Origin of the sequence: Enterococcus phoeniculicola ATCC BAA-412, assembly GCF_000407505.1 — a bacterium.
GTDB lineage: Bacteria > Bacillota > Bacilli > Lactobacillales > Enterococcaceae > Enterococcus_K > Enterococcus_K phoeniculicola.
On the sequence record NZ_ASWE01000001.1, the window covers coordinates 16,013 to 35,459 of the forward strand.

Consider the following 19,447-nt stretch of genomic DNA (forward strand, 5'->3'; position numbering starts at 1 on the left):
GGGATAAATGATGTTGAAATGTCGCGAAGATGGCACCTTTACTATTGCACAATTTACTGACTTGCATTTAGGGTATCCGACAAATGAAGCAACGCTAAGGACACAAGAACACTTAAGAACGTGCCTACAGACCAATGATTTTGATTTACTGATTTTAACAGGGGATCAGGTTTGGTGCTATGGCGAGTATGAGCCTAAAAAAGCCTACGAGCAATTAATTGCTATTTTGAATGAAGTGAAGCTACCTGTAGTGATAACCTATGGAAATCACGATTCTGAACATGGGAAAATTACACGTGGACAGCTTCGGGAATTGGAAAATCAATTGAATAATCGGGTGATTCCAGAAAACAAACAGCTTGTAAGAAACAGACAATCAGAAAGTTTAGATATTTATGATTCAAAAGGAGAACAAGTTATTAAACAAGTGTTTATTCTGGATTCCGGTGATTATATTGAAAATCAGGAAGAGTTAGGAATGAAAGATAAGCCAGCAGACAATTATTACGCGTATTTATATCCAGAACAAATTTCCTGGTTTAATCAAACATGTATGAGCAAGGGAAAAGGGGAAGAGGTACTTGTTTTTCTCCATATTCCATTAGTTGAGTATCAGGAGGGAAAGAAAAATATTTTAACTGGCGAATGCAGAGAGGAAATTTGCTGTTCAGATATAAACAGTGGATTTTTTACAGCATTAATCGAAAAAAATCTCAAAGCATCTGTTTTTTGCGGACATGATCATGATAATAATTTTACTTCTGAATGGCTGGGCGTCGGTCTTAATTATGGAGTGATTGGCGGGTACAACGTTTACAGCAGCTTTGAACGAGGTTATCGAAAAATTATTCTTAATGAGCAAGAATTTGTAGAAACAAAGCTGGTTTTTTATTCAGTCAAAGAAGAAAGCGATGAAAATAAATAGTTAAAGTGAATAAGAAATAAAAAGTGTAAAACAATGAATCGAATGACGGTAACAACTAAAGAAACTAAAGGAAAATACAAGGTCAGTTTGTTTCTCTTAGATTGTTTATTGGCAGATGTCGGTATTTCTGCTAGCTAGTACGGCTTCAACAGTTGGTATGAATGGAATCGTACTAATAGTGCACTAAGAGAAGAAAAAGATGTCTATTGCTTCAATGAGTAGAAATTTTATTTATTCATTTTTATAAGGACTCGTTATCTATAGCTTAACATCTATTGTTCTCGGATTTGTCTTTAGTTTTTTGTTATTCGTGGGTATAGTAGCCAACCTATTAACATCGCATGGGAAATGAAAAATTCATAAAAAGGATAGTGGAAATAATGATGCTTACATTAGCCACCTTCAATATTGCTTCTGGCAGAATTCCAGATACCGAAAGAATGAATCAATTATTCAATAAGCACCAGATTGATATTATTGGCTTACAGGAAGTGGATTGTCAGACAAAGAGGAATGCACGGGATTTGGTAAAAGAACTTGCAGGAGAAGAGTATCGCTATCAGCTTTTTAGTAAGGCAATGCCCTTTGAGTCAGGAAACTATGGGAATGCTCTTTTATCAAAATACCCAGTCATCAATTACAAGGAAATCGGCTTTTTATCCTCTGGCGAAGAGCCTAGAGCGGCACAGTTTGTACAAATTCGTCTAGGAAATAACCAGGTAATAACTATCTGTAATACCCACTTATCTTTTGAATCTATAGAAATTAGACAAGAGCAAAGTGAAGAAATACTTCAAAATATGAAAGTAATTGGTGGGGAAAACCAGGTAATAATGGGTGATTTTAATATGGATCAGTCAGAAGAAGAATGGGAGTTGTTGAAAAAAGACTATCAACTAGCTAATGGTCAAAGGAATCTTTGGCTGCAAACGTTTCGTGAACCAGATGAAAACATGAAGCGGGCAAGTATAGATAATATTCTCGTTTCTAACACTATTGAATTAGTCGAAACTACCATGATAGAGACTCAGCTATCAGACCATAATCTGTTGAAAGTAAAAATTAAGATAGACGAAGGAGACACACGATGAGCCAATTTATGGAAAGACCACAAATCTACGTAGCACAAAAAGAAAGCCTGCTTGTCGCAAAACAAGCAAAAAAAATCATTCAACAGCTGTTTAAAAAGAAGGCACCTATTTCGCTGAAAAAAGATACTGCCACGATTCATTTACTTCTTAATGAACAATTGGAAACAAATCGAATTTTAATTCAAGCAAGCAAAAATTTAGTTATGAGTGCCCGAACGGTCTCTGAGCTTCAATACGGAATTAGTTACGCACTGGTTCAAGTGTTTTGCAAAACGCTACCTGAGGAAACGATTCTTTCTTATGCACAAGAAGAAAGAATTTTTATGATTGATATGGGGAGAAAGTTCTATTCACAGAAAGTATTGAAACAATTTATTGATGTCATGAGCTTATGTCAGTTTAACTATTTACAGCTTCATTTTTCAGAGAATACAGGGTTTCGGATTGAGTCAGAACGTTATCCAGAAATTGTTTCTTCCCATCATTTAACAAAGGCAGAGGTTCGCGAACTAATTCAATATGCACGATTGGCTAGCATAGAGATAATTCCTGATTTTGATAGTCCTGGGCATCTAACACAAATTTTACAGGCGCATCCTGACTGGCAGTTAAAAAAACAACTTTCTGACGAGACGATTGAATGTGAACCTTCCGCATTATCTGTAGATAAAAAAGAAGCAGTAGCGTACGTATGGGGAATTTATGAAGAGTATGCCGATCTGTTTAAAGAAAGTACTTATTTTCATATTGGAGCAGATGAGTTTGTCGATTTTGATGAGATTGATGCGTATCCTGAGCTTACAGCTTATGGAAAGCAATTATATGGAGAAAAAGGTCAGGCAATCGATGGGTTTATTCATTATGTGAACCAAACTGCAGAAAAAGTGAGCCAATTAGGCTTTATCCCAAGAGTTTGGAATGACGGGTTTTTCCGAGTAAATAGAACGGAGCAGGCACGACTGTCGGAAAAAGTAGAGATTACCTACTGGACAAAATGGAATAAGAATATGGCGCCAGTCACCGCATTTCTTGAAAGAGGCTATACAGTGTTGAACTATAATGACAATTTTTTCTACTATGTTTTAGGGGAAAATGCTGGGTACACTTACCCAACGTATGAAAAAATACTTTCTGACTGGACGCCTACACGATATGCACAAAATCAAGAAGTGTCATTGCAGGAGTATCCTACTCAGTTACCGGGAGTTTGTTTTGCTGTTTGGTCTGATAAACCGGAGGCGAAGACTGAAGACGAAGTGTTTAATGATGTTTCTTATTTACTAGCGGCAGTAATGCAAAAGGAAGCTGGCGCAGTTTTTGCAGAAAAAACACAAATCGCTCGTCTATTTCAAACCTATTTTTCAACTGAACTTTCGTGAGGAGAACAAAAGGAGGCAACAGGAGACTAAAATGAAGAAATGTGTTAGCAGAGAACAAAGAAATACAAAAAGTACGCAATGAATGAGGGAATTTGAATGTCAAACAGACCAAATATTTTATTTATTTTAACCGATCAACAGCGAAAAGATACACTTTCTATATATGATGAACAGGGGCTCTGTCAAACGCCGGTTTTAGATGCGCTGGCAAACCAAAGTACGGTATTTGATGAAGCTTATACGACTTGTCCAATCTGTACACCTGCTCGAGCCTCACTGCAAACAGGTTTGTTTCCTATGCATCATGGGATGTTAACCAACTCCTATAATTATGGGAATATGGTACAGGAGCTGCCTGATTCCCCTGAGCTGTTAAGCCGACGCCTTCAAAAAGAAGGATACCAAATTGGCTATACTGGCAAATGGCATCTAGGAACAGGGGCACAGAATGTGCGACAGGATGCTTATATTCAAAAATATATGGGGGATGTAGGGTTTGCCGAGCTTGCGATGAATGCTGCTTCTGTTCCTACAAAAGTGGGGTATACTGGCGATGACTTTCCCGGGCATGGGTTTGGCGGCTACATCTATCCACAGTTTAAAGAGTACCTAGCTAGTAAGGGGAAAGAAGTAAAAATTGAACACATTATTTCAGGAAACTATACAAGTCATCAAGCGGGAGAAATTACGAGTGGACTGGACACTACGATTGAACATTATCTTGTTGAAAGAAGTAAGGAGATTATAGACGGGTTTTCAAAACAAGAGAATCCATGGTATGTCCAACTGAACTTTTGGGGACCGCATGAGCCTTATTATGCACCTACTGAATTCTTGAATAACTATCGAGAACAATCAATTCCGCCTTGGAAAAATTATCAGGGAGATAGTCCAAATAAACCAAAAATTCATGATGTGAAGCGTGCTAATGATACAAGTTGGGAAAAATTTATTCCTTACATACGTCATTATTTTGCAAATATGTCTCATATTGATTATCAAATTGGCCGACTGATTGAGTATTTAAAAGAGAAAGAGTTATATGATAATACATTAATTATTTTCAGCTCAGATCACGGAGAATCATTAGGTATTCATAATGGACTATGTGATAAAGCGATATTTATGTATGAAGAAATCTGTAGCATCCCGTTACTCGTGAAGTTACCCAACCAAGTATCCATGACACGTAAATCGGCTTTTGTAAATAGCTGTGATATTTATTCTACGATTTTAGATGTGGCAGGAATGACAGATTATCAACGAGACGGAACCTCCTTTTTACCTATTTTGACGGGAGAAAAGGAAAGCCTAAGAGAAGTGAATGTGACCGAATGTTCAGGGATTGGCAGTATTCTTTTTTCTCAACGAATGCTTCGTTATAAGCAGTGGAAATATGTCTTTAATGCAGGGGATATTGATGAGCTCTATCACTTAGCGACAGATAGTGGCGAATTAATCAACCTGATTGATCATCCTGATTTTCAAGAGAGAAAGCAAGAACTCCAACAACTTTTGGAAGAATGGATGAAAGAAAATAATGACAATTTACTTTTTGAATATCAATATTTGAGAAGAAGATAAGCATATCTGGAAAAATAGTTGTAACAGATGTCACGAAGGGAAATGAGACTGAAAGGTAAAAGGTGAGACATAATTAAGTTATACCCCAATCTCGTAAAATATTCATAAAAGTAGGGAAGAGACGTACCTACTCTGTGCATCCGACACATTCTTTCTGAAGGAAAAAGATGGAGAGATGATTTGGTGTTGCAAATCACGAAGTTTCACTTCCAATAATGTACACTACCTGTTCTCGGAGTGAGGTCGGGACAGAAGTGTTCAGCTCCAAGAAATAAGAAGGAATTCACGAAGATTGCTCCTCAAATCTTTGGGAATTTCAGCTTATTTTCGAAGCCTTCAACTCTAGCATGTCTCATGCGTAGAAGTTGTTGAGAGCGAAACGCAGTGGAGATGAGTTACTTCTGTTCCCGCCGTTTATTAAGATTTTACGAGGGTGAGATATAACTTAAATAGTTATGTCTCACTCTCAGCCTCTCGTTGTTTAAGTTCCTTTAAATTTTTTTAATAGTTCTTGTTCTTCCGACGAGGTTTGCTATAGTAAGAACAGAGTAATTTAAGGAGTGAAAAAAATGCAGGCTGTGACACATCTGATTGATTTTATCATGCATATCGATCAACATTTAGCTACTATGACGAGTAGCTATGGCGGATATATTTATCTTGCACTATTTTTAATTATTTTTATCGAAACGGGAGTAGTAGTATTTCCTTTCTTACCAGGGGATTCTTTACTGTTTGCAGCTGGCGCACTAGCTGCTTTACCAAATAATGAGTTAAGGTTGACCTTTTTATTTGGAATTATGGTCGTTGCGGCTGTTTTAGGAGATTCATTTAACTACTATATTGGCAATAAGCTTGGAAACAATGCATTGGATAATCGATTTCTTTCCAAAGTCATCAATGAGGAGAAGATGACCAAAGCAGAAATTTTTTTCACCAAGCATGGAGGAAAAACGATTTTCTTCGGTCGATTTATGCCCTTTATCCGAACCTTTGTCCCATTCATCGCGGGAGCAAGTAAGATGCATTACAACCATTTTCTTTTGTACAATTTATTAGGTGCATTTTCATGGGTATTTATTGGGCTAGGTGCAGGCTATTTCTTTGGAAATATTCCATTTGTCCAAGAGCATTTTTCAATGGTTGTTCTTGCTATCGTCTTTATTTCGCTAATTCCTATTTTGATTACGAATATCAAGCAACGAAGAGCAGAACAAGCCAGATAAAAAAGAAAATTTTTTCTTTAAAAAGGGTATCACAAAACGCTGTGATGCCTTTTTTTCTGTCTAAAAAATAAGACAGATGAATTTTATTTAGTTTTTCTGTTGACAAACAAACTAAATAGTTTATAATTCATTTTGTTAGTTAGCAGGAAAACAAACTAAATAAAAAAGGAGTGCTTACTTATGCACGAACGAAATATTATTAATCAATTAGCCCATTTATCCCGTCAGCCCTACTTGGTCTTTGCTGGTCAAGTTGAAGAGAAAACGGATAATACATTTGAAGCAATGCGATTATTAGCAGAAGAAGAAAAGGTGACAGCAGGACGCATATCAGAATATTTAGATATAAAGCCGTCTAGTGTGACACAAATTATTAAAAAGTTAGAAGAAGCAGGAACGGTTGAAAAAGTAAAATCGACAGAGGATGCACGAGTGACTTTTGTTCGATTAACTGAGAAAGGAAAAAAAGGACTTGAGGACAAAGGCTCCATTTCAGAACAGTTAAGAAATGAACTATTTAAAGGATTTAGTAAAGAAGAGCTAGAAAAATTTGATGAATATACTACCCGTTTAGTAGAAAATATTTCTGATGAATCGTTTTATAACAAGCTGAACGAAATTTTTGGAGATGATCGACGTTGGCAGCAGTTTGATAAAATGTCAGCAAACTTTTCACGTGCAAGAGGACAAATGATGCGTCATGAACAGTTTGGCGGATTTGATGGATTCCATCGTGAGGACTTTTTTAGAGGGGGACGCAGATAATGGCACACGAACGAACAACAGCACAATTGGAAGGCAGTAAATTTTCAATGAAGCAGTTTATGCAATTGATTCGAACCGCAAAGCCGAAGTATTCCTTACTGATTATAGGAATTCTCCTTCTCTCTATTTCATCTGCGGTACAGGTGTATGTTCCGCAGCTAGCTTCCTCTTTGGTGAATAATTTTTCAAAAGGGATTGATTCTTCTCTTTTAATTAAAGTCGTAGGATTATTTGTTTCTTCTGCGCTTATTTCAGCAATAGGTGGAACTGTACTTGGTGTTTTTGGAGAAAATGTGATTCAAAATTTGCGTAAAAACTTATGGAGCAAGCTAACGACCTTAAAGGTTCGATATTTCGATACAGTAAAAGCTGGAGAAACATCTAGTCGTCTGGTTAATGATACCTCACAAGTAAAACAGTTATTGGCAGGGACATTTCCTCAAACATTATCTAGTATGATTTTGGTGATTGGTTCAGTCTATATGATGATTCGTATGGATTGGCAAATGAGTGTGATTATGCTTGTTACGGTCCCTATTGTCTTACTATTAATGATGCCTGTATTCACGTTTGGTTCAAAAATTGGTCATATGAGACAGGATGCCTTAGCAAAGTTTAACGGGATAGCAAGTGAAACGTTAAGTGAAATTCGATTGGTAAAAACATCGAATGCAGAAAGACAGGCACAAGAACAGGCAAGTAAAGAAATCAATCATTTGTTTAAAGTGGGGAAAAAAGAAGCAGTTTTTGATGCAGTGATGCAGCCTATCATGATGATGGTAATGATGAGTATGATTTTTGGTCTTCTAGCTTATGGCATGCATCGCATTGCTGTTGGAACGATGGAAATTGGAACATTAATGAGCTTTTTAATGTACTTATTTAACTTGATTGGTGCTATTCCAAGTATTGCAACTTTATTTACTGAAATGGCAAAAGCTGCAGGGTCTACCAAACGAGTTCAAGAACTATTGAATGAAGAATCAGAAGATTTATTTAGTGGAGAAACGGTTGATTTGACTGGGAAGAAGCTGCAGGTTGAAGCAGTTAATTTTTCTTATGAAGAAGACGAACCGATTTTAACAGAGATTTCTTTTGAAGCCGAGCCTAATCAAATTATTGCGTTTGCCGGACCTTCTGGTGGTGGAAAGTCAACGATTTTTAGTTTGCTGGAACGTTTTTATGAGCCAACTGGAGGAACCATTTCATTTGATGGACTTCCTGTTTCTGCAATCAATTTAGCAGATTACCGTTCTCAAATCGGCTATGTATCACAGGATAGTGCTATCATGGCAGGAACGATTCGAGAAAATCTTACGTATGGCTTAGAACAAACCTATAGTGATGACGAACTTTGGCAGGTGTTAGAACTTGCGTATGCACGTGTATTTGTTGAAGCAATGCCTGAGGGCTTGGAGACAGAAGTTGGTGAACGAGGTGTCAAGATTTCTGGTGGACAACGTCAAAGAATAGCTATCGCCCGGGCTTTTTTACGAAATCCGAAAATTCTTATGCTGGATGAAGCTACAGCAAGCTTAGATAGTGAATCTGAAATGATGGTTCAAAAGGCACTTTCTAACTTGATGAAAGGACGTACTACACTGGTAATTGCGCATCGACTAGCAACGATTGTTGATAGCGACAAAATCTATTTTATAGAAAAAGGAAAGGTTACTGGAAGTGGCTCACACAAACAATTGGTCGAAACTCATGAAAAATATGCAAACTATGTGAGTGAACAATTTATTCAAGGCGAAGCTGTATAGGATTTTTTTGAAACATGAGGAGCATAGATCATAGGTAACCATAAGCAAAGAGAAGCGATCACCAAAGTAAGGGAGATTCACCTGACTTTTGGCGGTCGCTTCTTTTTACCGTAAAGAGGTACTTATGAGTAATCTAGGAAGTTTTTAGTGATAAGCTTTCTAGTCTTTTTCATTTGTTGCTTAAACTAAAGGGTAATTGATCGGTACGATAGGTTCTCGGGCGAGGAACCGTTCCTAGATGGAAATCGATAGTTCCGCCAGAAAGTAAGTCTTCATGAGTAAAGAAGAGCGTTTCATGCATTTGTCCGTTTCGTTTTACTTCATGAATAAATTGTTGTTGCGGGTAGTTTGGACCTGCCGATAATTCCAAGTCTCTCCCATTAGATAAGTGAAGGGTCACGTTATCAAAGAGTGGCATACCAAGAACGTATTCGCCAGCACCCGGACAAACAGGATAAAAGCCCATAGAATTAAAGATATACCACGCAGCAGTACTTCCATTATCCTCATCTCCAGGATATCCAGTAGTTGAGGCGTTGAATTCTTGTGTCATCAATTGTTTGAGTAAAGGCTGAGCCATCTCCGGCTTGCCAATATAGCTAAATAAGAATGGGTAGTGGAAGCTTGGCTGATTTGAAATGGCTAGCTGTCCAAATTCAGTGGCTGCCATCTCGCTCATTTCATGAATTTCAAATCCGTATCCTTCAACGTTGTATCGTGGCGCTTGATTACATAAGTCAATTAATTTTTCTTCAAAGACTTCGTTTCCACCGTAAGACTGGATAAGCCCTTCAAAATCATGGTAAACTGCAAAGCTGCTTTGCCATGCACTTCCTTCTGCATAATCTTTTCCCCAACGAATATCAAGGAAGTTTTCACGGAAGTTGCCTTCTTTGTCCTTGGCACGCATAAAACCAACTGTTGGATCAAACAGATTTTTATAGTTTGCTGCTTGTGATTTATAAAAGTCCGCTTCACTGTCCTTCACTGTTTTTGCTACTTGATGAATACAAAAATCACTATAGCAATAATCTAATGTGTGGTTGACTGATTCGTGATAATCAAGAGGAACATAGCCATATTTTAGATAATCGTATGTTCCCTGACGACCATAGTTAGGATTGTCGCTCTGAATGGTTGCTGCTTTTTTCATGGCCTCTAAAAATTCTGGCATTAAGTCTGGACGAATATTTTTTACGGCTGCATCTGCAATTACTGCATCAATTAATGTTCCTGGCATCAATCCACGCTCATCTGGCGATAACCATTTAGGTAAAAAGCCAGTTTCTTTGTAACTAGTTAAAAAGCCTTCCAGCATTTCACCGTATTCTTCTTTTGCAATCAGCGAATATAGTGGATATAAAGTTTTGTAGGTATCCCAAAAACCATTATTTGTATAAAGCACCCCTGGACGAACTGTTTTTGATAGGGTATCGTAATGGATTTTCTGCCCAGTCCCATCTATTTCATAAAATGTTTGAGGAAACAGGAATGTTCGATAAAAATTGTGATAAAAAGTTTTGACCTGATCTTCATCATGATGGGTGACAGTAATCTTATTTAAATAAGAAGCCCATTTTTGGTCGCTTTTTTCTAAATAGTCTGTCAATGTTTGTTCCTGCTCGCGACTTAGATTGAGTGTTGCTTGATCTAAGCTGATAAACGAGGTACCGAATCGAACGGTTTGCTGAGAAACATTCCCAAATTGAATAAGGATAATTCCTTCTTTATTTTTTGTATCAGTCATCGCTTGAATCGGTTTTTCAAAGTTTAGCGTAAAGTAAAAAGAAAAGTTTGGATCTTCACATCCAGAAAAGTTGATGACATGTCCCTTTAAGGTGTGTGCATCTGTCTGTTCTATCTGATAGTTTTCTCCAAGAGAAAGCAAAAGACTGGCATCAGTATCAGAGTAATGAATATCAAGTAGCCCCCCATACATGCTAGGAACTATCGTTGACGTAATTTGATAGCGCAATTCAGTAATTGTCAAATGACTGGGAGAAAAGGTGCTTTCTTCAGGACGATAAGAGCTTTGTGCATGGAACAAAGAGGGTTCAGAAAGTGCACCACTATATGGAAGTAATAATAAGTGACTATAGTCTCCCATCCAAGGGCTTGGCTGATGAGTAAGTCGATATCCTTGGAAGGTTCGATCTTTTGGATGAAACCACCAACTCCCTTTTTCACTGGTTGTTTGAGGGGCAAAATAATTCATACCAAATGGTACCCCTGTATATGGTAAGCAGTTCCCGTTTGAAAAGCTGTATTGATTTTCTGTACCATGTCGTGTATCAATGTATGCTGTTTTCATCAAAAATCTCCTTTGTCGATTGACGTTTTATATATCGAACCGGTACCTTCTGGTCATCCGTCAGTACACCAGATTCAATCCATTCTAATAAGGTGGTTCCTGCAATTTCCCCTAGTTTTTTAAAATCCTGTGCAATGGTTGTTAACGGCGGATCAACTAAAGTTGCCGCCTGAATATCATCAAAACCAATAACAGAAAAATTATTAGGTACTTGTTTGCCAGATTGACGAAGTACCCGCATGGCTTGAATAGCCACAAGGTCATTTTCACAGACGAGACCTGTAATTTCATTGGCTTCTAAATAGGTAGATAAATTCGTATCCAATAATAAAAGCTCATCCATTTGCGTGTGAAAAGAAAGGGCTGATTTTGAAAGAGCATCAATATACCCTAGATAACGCTGACGAACAGACTGAGGATGGATTCCTCCACCAAATAAATAAGCAATTCGTGTATGGCCCTCATCGATTAAGCTATTTGTTGCCAGACTTCCTCCTTCAAAGTTGTCTGAAAGAACAGTGGGAAAAGGTAAATCATAGATTTTTTTATCTAAAACAACTACAGGAAATTTCAAAAGAGATAGCTCAAATAGGATGTCTAAATGCTGTTCGGTGTTATAGGCATAGTAAATCATTCCATCAAATTCAGAGGCTAAGTCTTTGGCCTTTCTTCCTGTTAAAAAAGTTAAGCTAGCCATCATCACTTCAATATTTTTTTCTGTCATAACGGGCGTTAACCCTTCTGTAAAGTTTCCAACGGATAAATCATTTACGAAGGGCAATAAAAATAGGATTCTTGAAGCCGTTGTTGCGGACGTTTTCCCAGGCTCTTTTACAAAACTGCCACGTCCTTGAATACGATAGATTAATCCTGCTTGTTCAAGTTCAGTCAAAGCCCGCTTAGAGGTAATTCGGCTGACGCCATAGGTTTCAGACAGCTCTTTTTCTGTAGGTAATTGACTATTGACTGCCAATGCGCCTGTTTGTATAGACTGTTGCAGATCATACATGATTTTTTTATATAATGGTTGACTCAACGTACTCACCTCAAATTTATTGATATATCATATTTTTATATTATCACAAAAAAAGAAAAAGTAAATGCAAATAAAAAGAAAAGAAAGCGTAGACAATTGAATGTAATTCGATTATAATTTGTTTTGTAAATGATATATCAAATTTGAACGGAGAATGTAAAATGGCTTATAATGAGATACCAACATCGGTGAAATTGTTTATGGAAGAAATAACTCAACGTTGTGGAGAAGAACATGCTGATTGGGCAGAAAACTTTAATGCAGCTTTTGCAAATACCTTACTAACTACAGTGAAACGTCATGAAGATGGAACGACCTTCTTATTAACAGGAGATATTCCTGCGATGTGGCTACGTGATTCAACTGCGCAGGTTCGTCCGTATCTCGTTGTTGCAAAAGAAGACGAAGACCTTGCGGCAATGATTAGCGGATTGGTTAAAAAGCAATTTTACTATATCAATATTGATCCGTATGCCAATGCATTTAATGAAGAGGCAAATGGAGCAGGACATCAAACAGATGACACACAGATGAATGATTGGATTTGGGAACGTAAATATGAGATTGATTCTCTTTGCTACCCAGTACAATTAGCTTATCTGCTTTATAAAAATACAGGAAGAACCGATCAGTTTAACGAAGATTTTGTTGAAGGAGTGAAGAAAATTCTTCATGTCTTTAAAGTAGAACAAGATCACAGTCAGTCTCCTTACGTGTTTGAGCGTGATACGTGGCGTAAAGAAGATACGTTAATTAATAAAGGTCTTGGTGCAGAAGTAGTCCCTACAGGAATGACCTGGTCAGGATTTCGTCCAAGTGACGATGCCTGTGCGTATGGGTATCTAGTGCCGTCTAATATGTTTGCTACGGTAGTGTTGGGCTATATAGAAGAGATTTTTACAGAAGTAGTAAACGACAGTAAGATTGTTAGTGAAGCAGGTAAGTTACGTGAAGAAATTCAAAAAGGAATTGACACTTATGGACGAACAGTCAATCAGGCAGGGGAAGATATTTTCGCTTATGAAGTAGATGGAAAAGGAAATGCGACAGTGATGGATGACAGTAATGTTCCTAACTTGATTTCTGCCCCTTATCTTGGCTATGGAACGACACAAGATGAACGCTATCTTCGTACGAGAAATACACTATTGAGTAAAGAAAATCCTTATTTTTATGAAGGCAAATTTGCAAAAGGAATCGGAAGCTCTCATACTCCAGAAAATTATGTATGGCCCATTGCGCTAGCTATGGAAGGAATGACGACAGAAGAAAAATCAGAGAAGAAGCGTATCTTGGACTTACTTGTTGCAAATGATGCAGGAACACATTTGATGCATGAAGGATTTGATGTGAACGATCCAAATCAATATACAAGAGAGTGGTTCTCATGGGCAAACATGATGTTTTGTGAACTGGTGATGGATTACTTTGATATTCGAGTGGAAAAGTAGAGGAGAAGAAAGATGAAGAAAAAAGTTTATGTGGTCTCTCATAGTCATTGGGATCGTGAATGGTACTTACCTTATGAACAGCATCATATGCGTTTAATTGAATTAATGGATGATTTGCTTGAGTTGTTCCAAACAGACCCGAACTTTAATAGTTTTCACTTAGATGGTCAAACGATTATTTTAGATGATTATTTGCAAGTTCACCCTGAACGTCGTCAAGAGGTGCAGCAGGCAATTGATGAAGGGAAATTGAGAATTGGACCATTTTACATTTTACAAGATGACTTTCTTATCAGTTCAGAATCAAATGTCCGAAATATGCTGATTGGTATGGAAGAAAGTAAAAAGTGGGGCACACCTGTTATGTTAGGTTACTTCCCGGATACTTTTGGAAACATGGGACAAACACCGCAAATGATGAAACAAGCAGGATTAGAAACAGCTGCGTTTGGTCGAGGTGTGAAGCCGATTGGGTTTGACAATGAAGTTTTAGATGCAGAAAGCTATACTTCTCAGTATTCTGAAATGTGGTGGAAAGGGCCAGACAACAGCGAAATTTTTGGCTTGTTGTTTGCCAATTGGTACAGTAACGGAAATGAAATTCCAGCAGAAAAAGAAGCTGCTATCGAATTTTGGAACAAAAAGCTCGCAGATGTTGAGAAATTTGGTTCAACAAATCACTATTTGATGATGAACGGGGTCGATCATCAGCCCGTTCAAAAAGATGTGACTCAGGCAATTGCATTAGCAAACGAATTATTCCCTGAGTATGAGTTTATCCATTCCAATTTCACAGACTACATTGAAGCTGTCAAAGAAGATTTACCTGAAGATTTAGGAACAATGCATGGCGAATTAACGAGTCAAGAAACAGATGGCTGGTTTACGTTGGCAAATACAGCTTCTGCTCGTGTCTATTTAAAACAGTGGAATACAAAAGTTCAGCGTCAACTGGAAAATATTGCAGAACCTCTTGCAAGTATGGCTTATGAAGTGAGTGGGAAATATCCACATGATGAGCTGACTTATGCATGGAAAACATTAATGCAAAATCATCCGCACGATAGTATTTGCGGCTGTTCAGTAGACGAGGTTCATCGTGAAATGATTCCACGTTTTGAAAAATCTTATGAAGTTGGTAAATATGTTGAAGAAGAGGCGCTTCGTATTTTAGGCGATGCAATCGATACAACAGGTTTTCCTGAAGATAGCTATCCATTTGTTGTTTTCAATACGACAGGCTACAACAAAACAGAAGTGGTTTCAGTCGAAATCGAGCTGGAAAGAAAGACGTTTAGTGAAGGGTACCCAAGTAAATTGTGGTCAGAACTAAAGGATCAGCCAGCAAAAAGCTATAAGGTAATTGACCGGTCAGGGAAAGAGATTTCCGCATTTATTTCAAAAGAAGATGTCCGATTTGATTATGATTTACCAAAAGATCGTTTCCGTATCCCGTATATGGAAAAATATCTAACGATTGAACTACGAGTGGAAAACATGGCGGCATTCTCATGGGAGACACTAGCGCTTGTTGAAGGAAGTCAAGAAACAGAAACAACAGGATTAGCAACAGAGGATGGACGTGTCATAGAAAATGAAGAAATAAAAGTAACGATTGCAGAAAATGGCTCGTTAACATTAGTGGATAAAGCAACAAACAAAGAGGTTTCTGATTTGCTTGTATTTGAGGATGTAGGAGATATCGCCAATGAGTATATCTTTAAGCAGCCCAAAGGAGATAAAGCAATCTTATCGACGGATACAAAAGCCGCAATTTCAGTAGAAAAAAATACTGCAGACCAAGCTGTAGTGAAGCTGACACAGACATTGATGATTCCAGTCAGTGCAGATCACTTACTTGCACAGGAACAACAAGCAGTAGTTGATTTTCGCTATAGAAATGCAAGTCGTTCCAATGAATTAGCGCCATTTGTGATTGAAACACTTGTAACGGTGACAAAAGGAAGCAAACGTGTTGCCTTTGAAACGAAAGTAAATAACCAAATGAAAGACCATCGTTTACGTGTTTTGTTCCCGACAGACATCGTGACAGAAACACACGAAGCAGATAGTATTTACGAGGTAGTGACTCGACCAAATCAAGTTTCTGCTAGTTGGGAAAATCCGACGAACCCACAGCATCAGCATGCCTTTGCCAATCTGCATGATGAAAACTGGGGGGTGACCATTTCAAACTTTGGCTTAAACGAATATGAAATTGTCGACGGACAAACTATTGCAGTGACTTTATTACGTTCTGTAGGTGAATTAGGGGACTGGGGATATTTCCCAACACCAGAAGCGCAATGTTTAGGTGAGTTCACCTTCAATTATGGAATCGAAATTCACGGTACACCTGAAACGCGCTACCAAACGTATTTTGAAGCCTATAGTGCGCAAGTTCCCGCGGTTACATTGCAAGTGAAACCGCAATCAGGTAAACTAAATAGTGCAAATGAGTATTTGAGGATTGAGGGTGCAACATTCAGTACCACAGCGGTGAAACGAAACAAAGAGACGAATGAATTGGTTGTTAGAGGATTTAATTTGTCAGACAGTAAAGAAGCGCTATGTATTGAAAAAAATGCCCAAAAACCAACAGCGCTGTTGAATTTATTAGAAGAAAATTTAGATGAGCCTGTTACAGAGACAATCAATCCTTATGAAATTCGCACAATGAAGTTTTAGAAAGAAGGAAATTTGATATGTTATACGGAGGAATTGAGGCAGGCGGTACAAAAATTGTTTGTGCGGTAGCGGATGAAAACCAAACGATTCTAGAGCAAGTAAGTATCCCAACTACCCAGCCGGAAGAAACTTTGGCACAAGTTTTTCAGTTTTTTGACCAATTTTCTTTAGATGCGATGGGAATAGGCTCTTTTGGTCCTATTGATATCCAAACACAATCAGAAACGTATGGTTATGTACTTGCAACGCCAAAAAAAGGCTGGGCAAATTATCCATTTTTACCAGAATTGAAAAAACGTTATGATATTCCCATGGCGTGGACAACGGATGTAAACGCAGCGGCTTATGGCGAGTTGAAATTAGGTGCTGCAAAGGGGAAATCAAGCTGTATTTATCTAACTGTTGGAACAGGAATTGGTGCTGGAGTCGTCATTGATGGACATGTGTATCAAGGAATTGCTCACCCTGAAATGGGGCACATTCGAGTGAAACGAAATCCAGAAGATACGTATGAAGGTACTTGTCCTTATCATAAAGACTGTCTGGAAGGATTAGCTGCTGGACCTTCTTTAGAACAACGAACAGGTATTAAAGGACAAAATCTGTCAGAAGATGATCCAATCTGGGAGATGGAGGCAGACTATATTGCACAAGCGCTAATGACGTATACTTTGACATTGGCTCCTGAAAAAATTATTTTGGGCGGCGGCGTGATGAATCAGCAGCATCTTGTTGAAAAAATTCGCAGAGCTTTTGAAAAAGAGATGGCAGGCTATGTAGTTACACCGCCATTAGAGGAATATATTGTCTCATGGGGATTACCAAATAAGAGCGGTATTCTAGGCTGTACACTGCTAGCAGAAAGTCTAGTCAGCTAAAATGATGAATAAAAAACGCATGAAGTCAATTTTGACTATTGTGCGTTTTTTTTGTTAAGTATGTTTTCTTAGGAAGTTCTCTATGTACGGAATTAATTAGGAACGGAAAAAACAGGTTGGCCAAATGTAAATGAAAAGACAATTCGATTATCTGAAATAAAGACATTTGGTTTATCTAAAGAAATATCTCCTTCGTAAAAGCCTTCTTCAATTGGAACTAAAATAAGCCCTTTTTGCTCATAGGCTTGAATTGTCCCTCTCAACAGCAGACTACTGTTTATTTCAGCTACAAAGGTCCGGTTGCTCTTAGGTTCTGTCACTGAACGATATTCAGGACCGAGAATAAGCAGCAGGAAGAACAGAAATATGGAAACGATAGAAGTGAAAAGAACGATTCCTGTTTTTTTCTTTTCTGAAAAATGAGGCCAACGGATAGCTAAACTGCTAATAACGACACCAAAGAGACTAATCGGCAACAAATCATAACCGACAAAAATTTTCATTTGAAAAACTGTTAATAAAAAAGAGATAGCAAAAAGCAAAGTGAAAAAAAGAAGAAAAATGGCTGCCTTTGAGCGACGAAAAACTTTCAAATAAAATACCCTCCTATAAGATTTCACTGTTATAAATTATAGATTAACAAAGTGAGGAGAGCCACTCAATCGAAGAAGGAAAGCTTTGAAAATATTTAAAAATAATTTTTTAAATGAGGAAAAGCACTGATTTTTTTTTTTGTTTAGCTAAAGTTTCAAGAAACTGTCGAAGAAAGAGCGAGAACAGGAGGGGAATAAAGAAGTGGAATCCTTAATAAAGCATCTATAGAATTACTGGTTGCTACTACAAAAAAATGAAGGTGGGACATAACTAATTAAGTTATTCCACACCTTTGTAAAATCTTAATAAAGGTTGGTAAGAGAAGGAACTCATCTCCACTACGTTTCGCTCTCATCAACTTCTACGCATGGGACATGCTAGAGTTGAAGGTCTCCACTTCGTTTCGCTCTCATCAACTTCTACGCATGAGACATGCTAGAGTTGAAGGTCTCCACTACGTTTCGCTCTCATCAACTTCTACGCATGAGACATGCTAGAGTTGAAGGTCTCCACTACGTTTCGCTCTCAACAACTTCTACGCATGGGACATGCTAGAGTTGAAGGTCTCCACTACGTTTGTCTCTCAACAACTTCTACGCATGAGACATGCTAGAGTTGAAGGTCTCCACTACGTTTCGCTCTCATCAACTTCTACGCATGAGACATGCTAGAGTTGAAGGTCTCCACTACGTTTGTCTCTCAACAACTTCTACGCATGGAACATGCTAGAGTTGAAGGCTTCGAAAATAAGCTGAACACTTCTGTCCCGACCTCACTTAGATTCTGTCTGTTTCCTACCACAAACCGGGTGCAGCATGAGCGATAATAGTCTCCTGAGTAAATGGATGTGTCATGTGGAGTTCAACAGCATGCAGCATCAAACGATTTGCTTTCTTATTTTGGTAAAGCGGATCACCAATAATGGGATGGCCAATACTTGAGAGATGGACTCTGATTTGATGTGTTCGTCCCGTATCAAGAACACAGTAGAGTTCTGTTTGATTATTTTTTGCAGAGTGGATGTGCACATGTGTAATTGCTGGTTGTCCATTTCGCTCATCCACCACACGCTTTCGCCGATCATGTCGATCGCGTCCAATCTTTTTTGTAATAGTTATATCCTTAGTAAGCGTTCCTTGGACGACGGCTTGATAACGCCGGCCAATCTTTTTTTGTTCCAAAAGACGACCTAAGATAGGGAGAACAAGCGGATTTTTGGCAAATAAAATTGCGCCGCTGGTTTCTTTGTCTAATCGGTGAACAACATAAGGACGCTGTTGTTTAGGCGAAAGGTACGCCGTTAGATGATTGAGTAGCGTATTAGTTTCGTTAGGTTGGTTTGGATGGGTCTTCATGCCTGCTGGTTTGTTTACGATTATTAGATGCTCATCTTCAAAAATCGGTTGGACAAACTGGGAATCTCCTGGTAATACAGTCTGATATGAATAATCCTCTTCTTCTAAAATTAAGGTCAAAGTGTCCCCAGCAGAAACCTCTTGATGGAACATGGCGATTTCCCCGTTTAGCCAAACATTTTTTCTCATACGAAGAAAATGGCGGACTTTTCTTGGAACTAGCCAGTCTTTTTCTAATAATTCTCGAATCGTTGACGAGGCTTGATTTTCTGGTAAGGTGATGGTGAATTTCATAAGGGACTCCTTTCAAGCAGTTTTCTAAAGTATTGTACCATTTTTTAAGAATATTTAAGAAAAAAAACAGTATTTCATAGAAAATAACTGATAAACTTACTGCT

General features: G+C 38.0%; 14 protein-coding genes. 10 read left to right on the forward strand and 4 right to left on the reverse strand.

The window, feature by feature from the left end; genetic code table 11:
• Positions 1–10: 10 nt before the first annotated feature.
• From I589_RS00065 to I589_RS00095, 7 genes are all read left to right on the forward strand, one after another.
• A complete protein-coding gene (locus I589_RS00065; RefSeq protein WP_051100936.1) occupies positions 11–925 on the forward strand; it encodes a metallophosphoesterase in 915 nt (304 codons plus the stop codon).
• Positions 926–1,305: 380 nt separating this feature from the next.
• A complete protein-coding gene (locus tag I589_RS00070) occupies positions 1,306–2,016 on the forward strand; it encodes an endonuclease/exonuclease/phosphatase family protein (protein WP_010770192.1) in 711 nt (236 codons plus the stop codon).
• Positions 2,013–3,395, forward strand: a complete 1,383-nt coding sequence (locus tag I589_RS00075; protein WP_010770191.1) for a family 20 glycosylhydrolase — start codon at positions 2,013–2,015, stop codon at positions 3,393–3,395. The genes I589_RS00070 and I589_RS00075 overlap by 4 nt, the downstream gene beginning before the upstream one ends.
• A 96-nt stretch (positions 3,396–3,491) precedes the next feature.
• Complete coding sequence (locus I589_RS00080; protein ID WP_010770190.1) at positions 3,492–4,979, forward strand: sulfatase-like hydrolase/transferase; 1,488 nt, start codon at positions 3,492–3,494, stop codon at positions 4,977–4,979.
• 578 nt (positions 4,980–5,557) lie between these two features.
• Positions 5,558–6,205: a DedA family protein gene (locus tag I589_RS00085; RefSeq protein ID WP_211215211.1), complete on the forward strand. Its 648-nt coding sequence runs from the start codon at positions 5,558–5,560 to the stop codon at positions 6,203–6,205.
• A gap of 180 nt (positions 6,206–6,385) precedes the next feature.
• Entirely contained in the window at positions 6,386–6,970 is a 585-nt protein-coding gene (locus I589_RS00090) for a MarR family winged helix-turn-helix transcriptional regulator (RefSeq protein WP_010770188.1), read from the forward strand.
• On the forward strand, positions 6,970–8,736 hold the full coding sequence (locus tag I589_RS00095; RefSeq protein WP_010770187.1) for an ABC transporter ATP-binding protein: 1,767 nt from the start codon (positions 6,970–6,972) through the stop codon (positions 8,734–8,736). Before I589_RS00090 ends, I589_RS00095 begins: the two co-directional genes overlap by 1 nt.
• Positions 8,737–8,905: 169 nt before the next feature.
• Here the strand turns inward: I589_RS00095 and I589_RS00100 are convergent, their stop codons facing one another.
• Positions 8,906–11,047 carry a GH92 family glycosyl hydrolase gene (locus I589_RS00100; RefSeq protein ID WP_010770186.1) on the reverse strand — a complete coding sequence of 714 codons (2,142 nt, stop codon included), beginning with the start codon at positions 11,045–11,047 and terminating at the stop codon, positions 8,906–8,908.
• Positions 11,028–12,083, reverse strand: coding sequence for a GntR family transcriptional regulator (locus I589_RS00105; protein WP_010770185.1), 1,056 nt, complete (start codon positions 12,081–12,083; stop codon positions 11,028–11,030). The genes I589_RS00100 and I589_RS00105 overlap by 20 nt, the downstream gene beginning before the upstream one ends.
• A gap of 161 nt (positions 12,084–12,244) precedes the next feature.
• On the opposite strand from I589_RS00105, the gene I589_RS00110 reads away from it, so the two are divergent.
• The 3 genes from I589_RS00110 to I589_RS00120 are packed head-to-tail and all read left to right on the forward strand — an operon-like array spanning position 12,245 to position 17,100.
• Entirely contained in the window at positions 12,245–13,534 is a 1,290-nt protein-coding gene (locus I589_RS00110) for a glycoside hydrolase family 125 protein (protein ID WP_010770184.1), read from the forward strand.
• A gap of 12 nt (positions 13,535–13,546) precedes the next feature.
• Complete coding sequence (locus I589_RS00115) at positions 13,547–16,222, forward strand: alpha-mannosidase (RefSeq protein WP_010770183.1); 2,676 nt, start codon at positions 13,547–13,549, stop codon at positions 16,220–16,222.
• A 17-nt stretch (positions 16,223–16,239) separates the two neighbouring features.
• Positions 16,240–17,100, forward strand: coding sequence for an ROK family protein (locus I589_RS00120; protein ID WP_010770182.1), 861 nt, complete (start codon positions 16,240–16,242; stop codon positions 17,098–17,100).
• Between the two features lie 92 nt (positions 17,101–17,192).
• Here the strand turns inward: I589_RS00120 and I589_RS00125 are convergent, their stop codons facing one another.
• Complete coding sequence (locus tag I589_RS00125; protein WP_010770181.1) at positions 17,193–17,693, reverse strand: hypothetical protein; 501 nt, start codon at positions 17,691–17,693, stop codon at positions 17,193–17,195.
• Between the two features lie 795 nt (positions 17,694–18,488).
• Positions 18,489–19,343, reverse strand: coding sequence for an RluA family pseudouridine synthase (locus tag I589_RS00130; protein ID WP_010770180.1), 855 nt, complete (start codon positions 19,341–19,343; stop codon positions 18,489–18,491).
• Positions 19,344–19,447 lie beyond the last annotated feature (104 nt).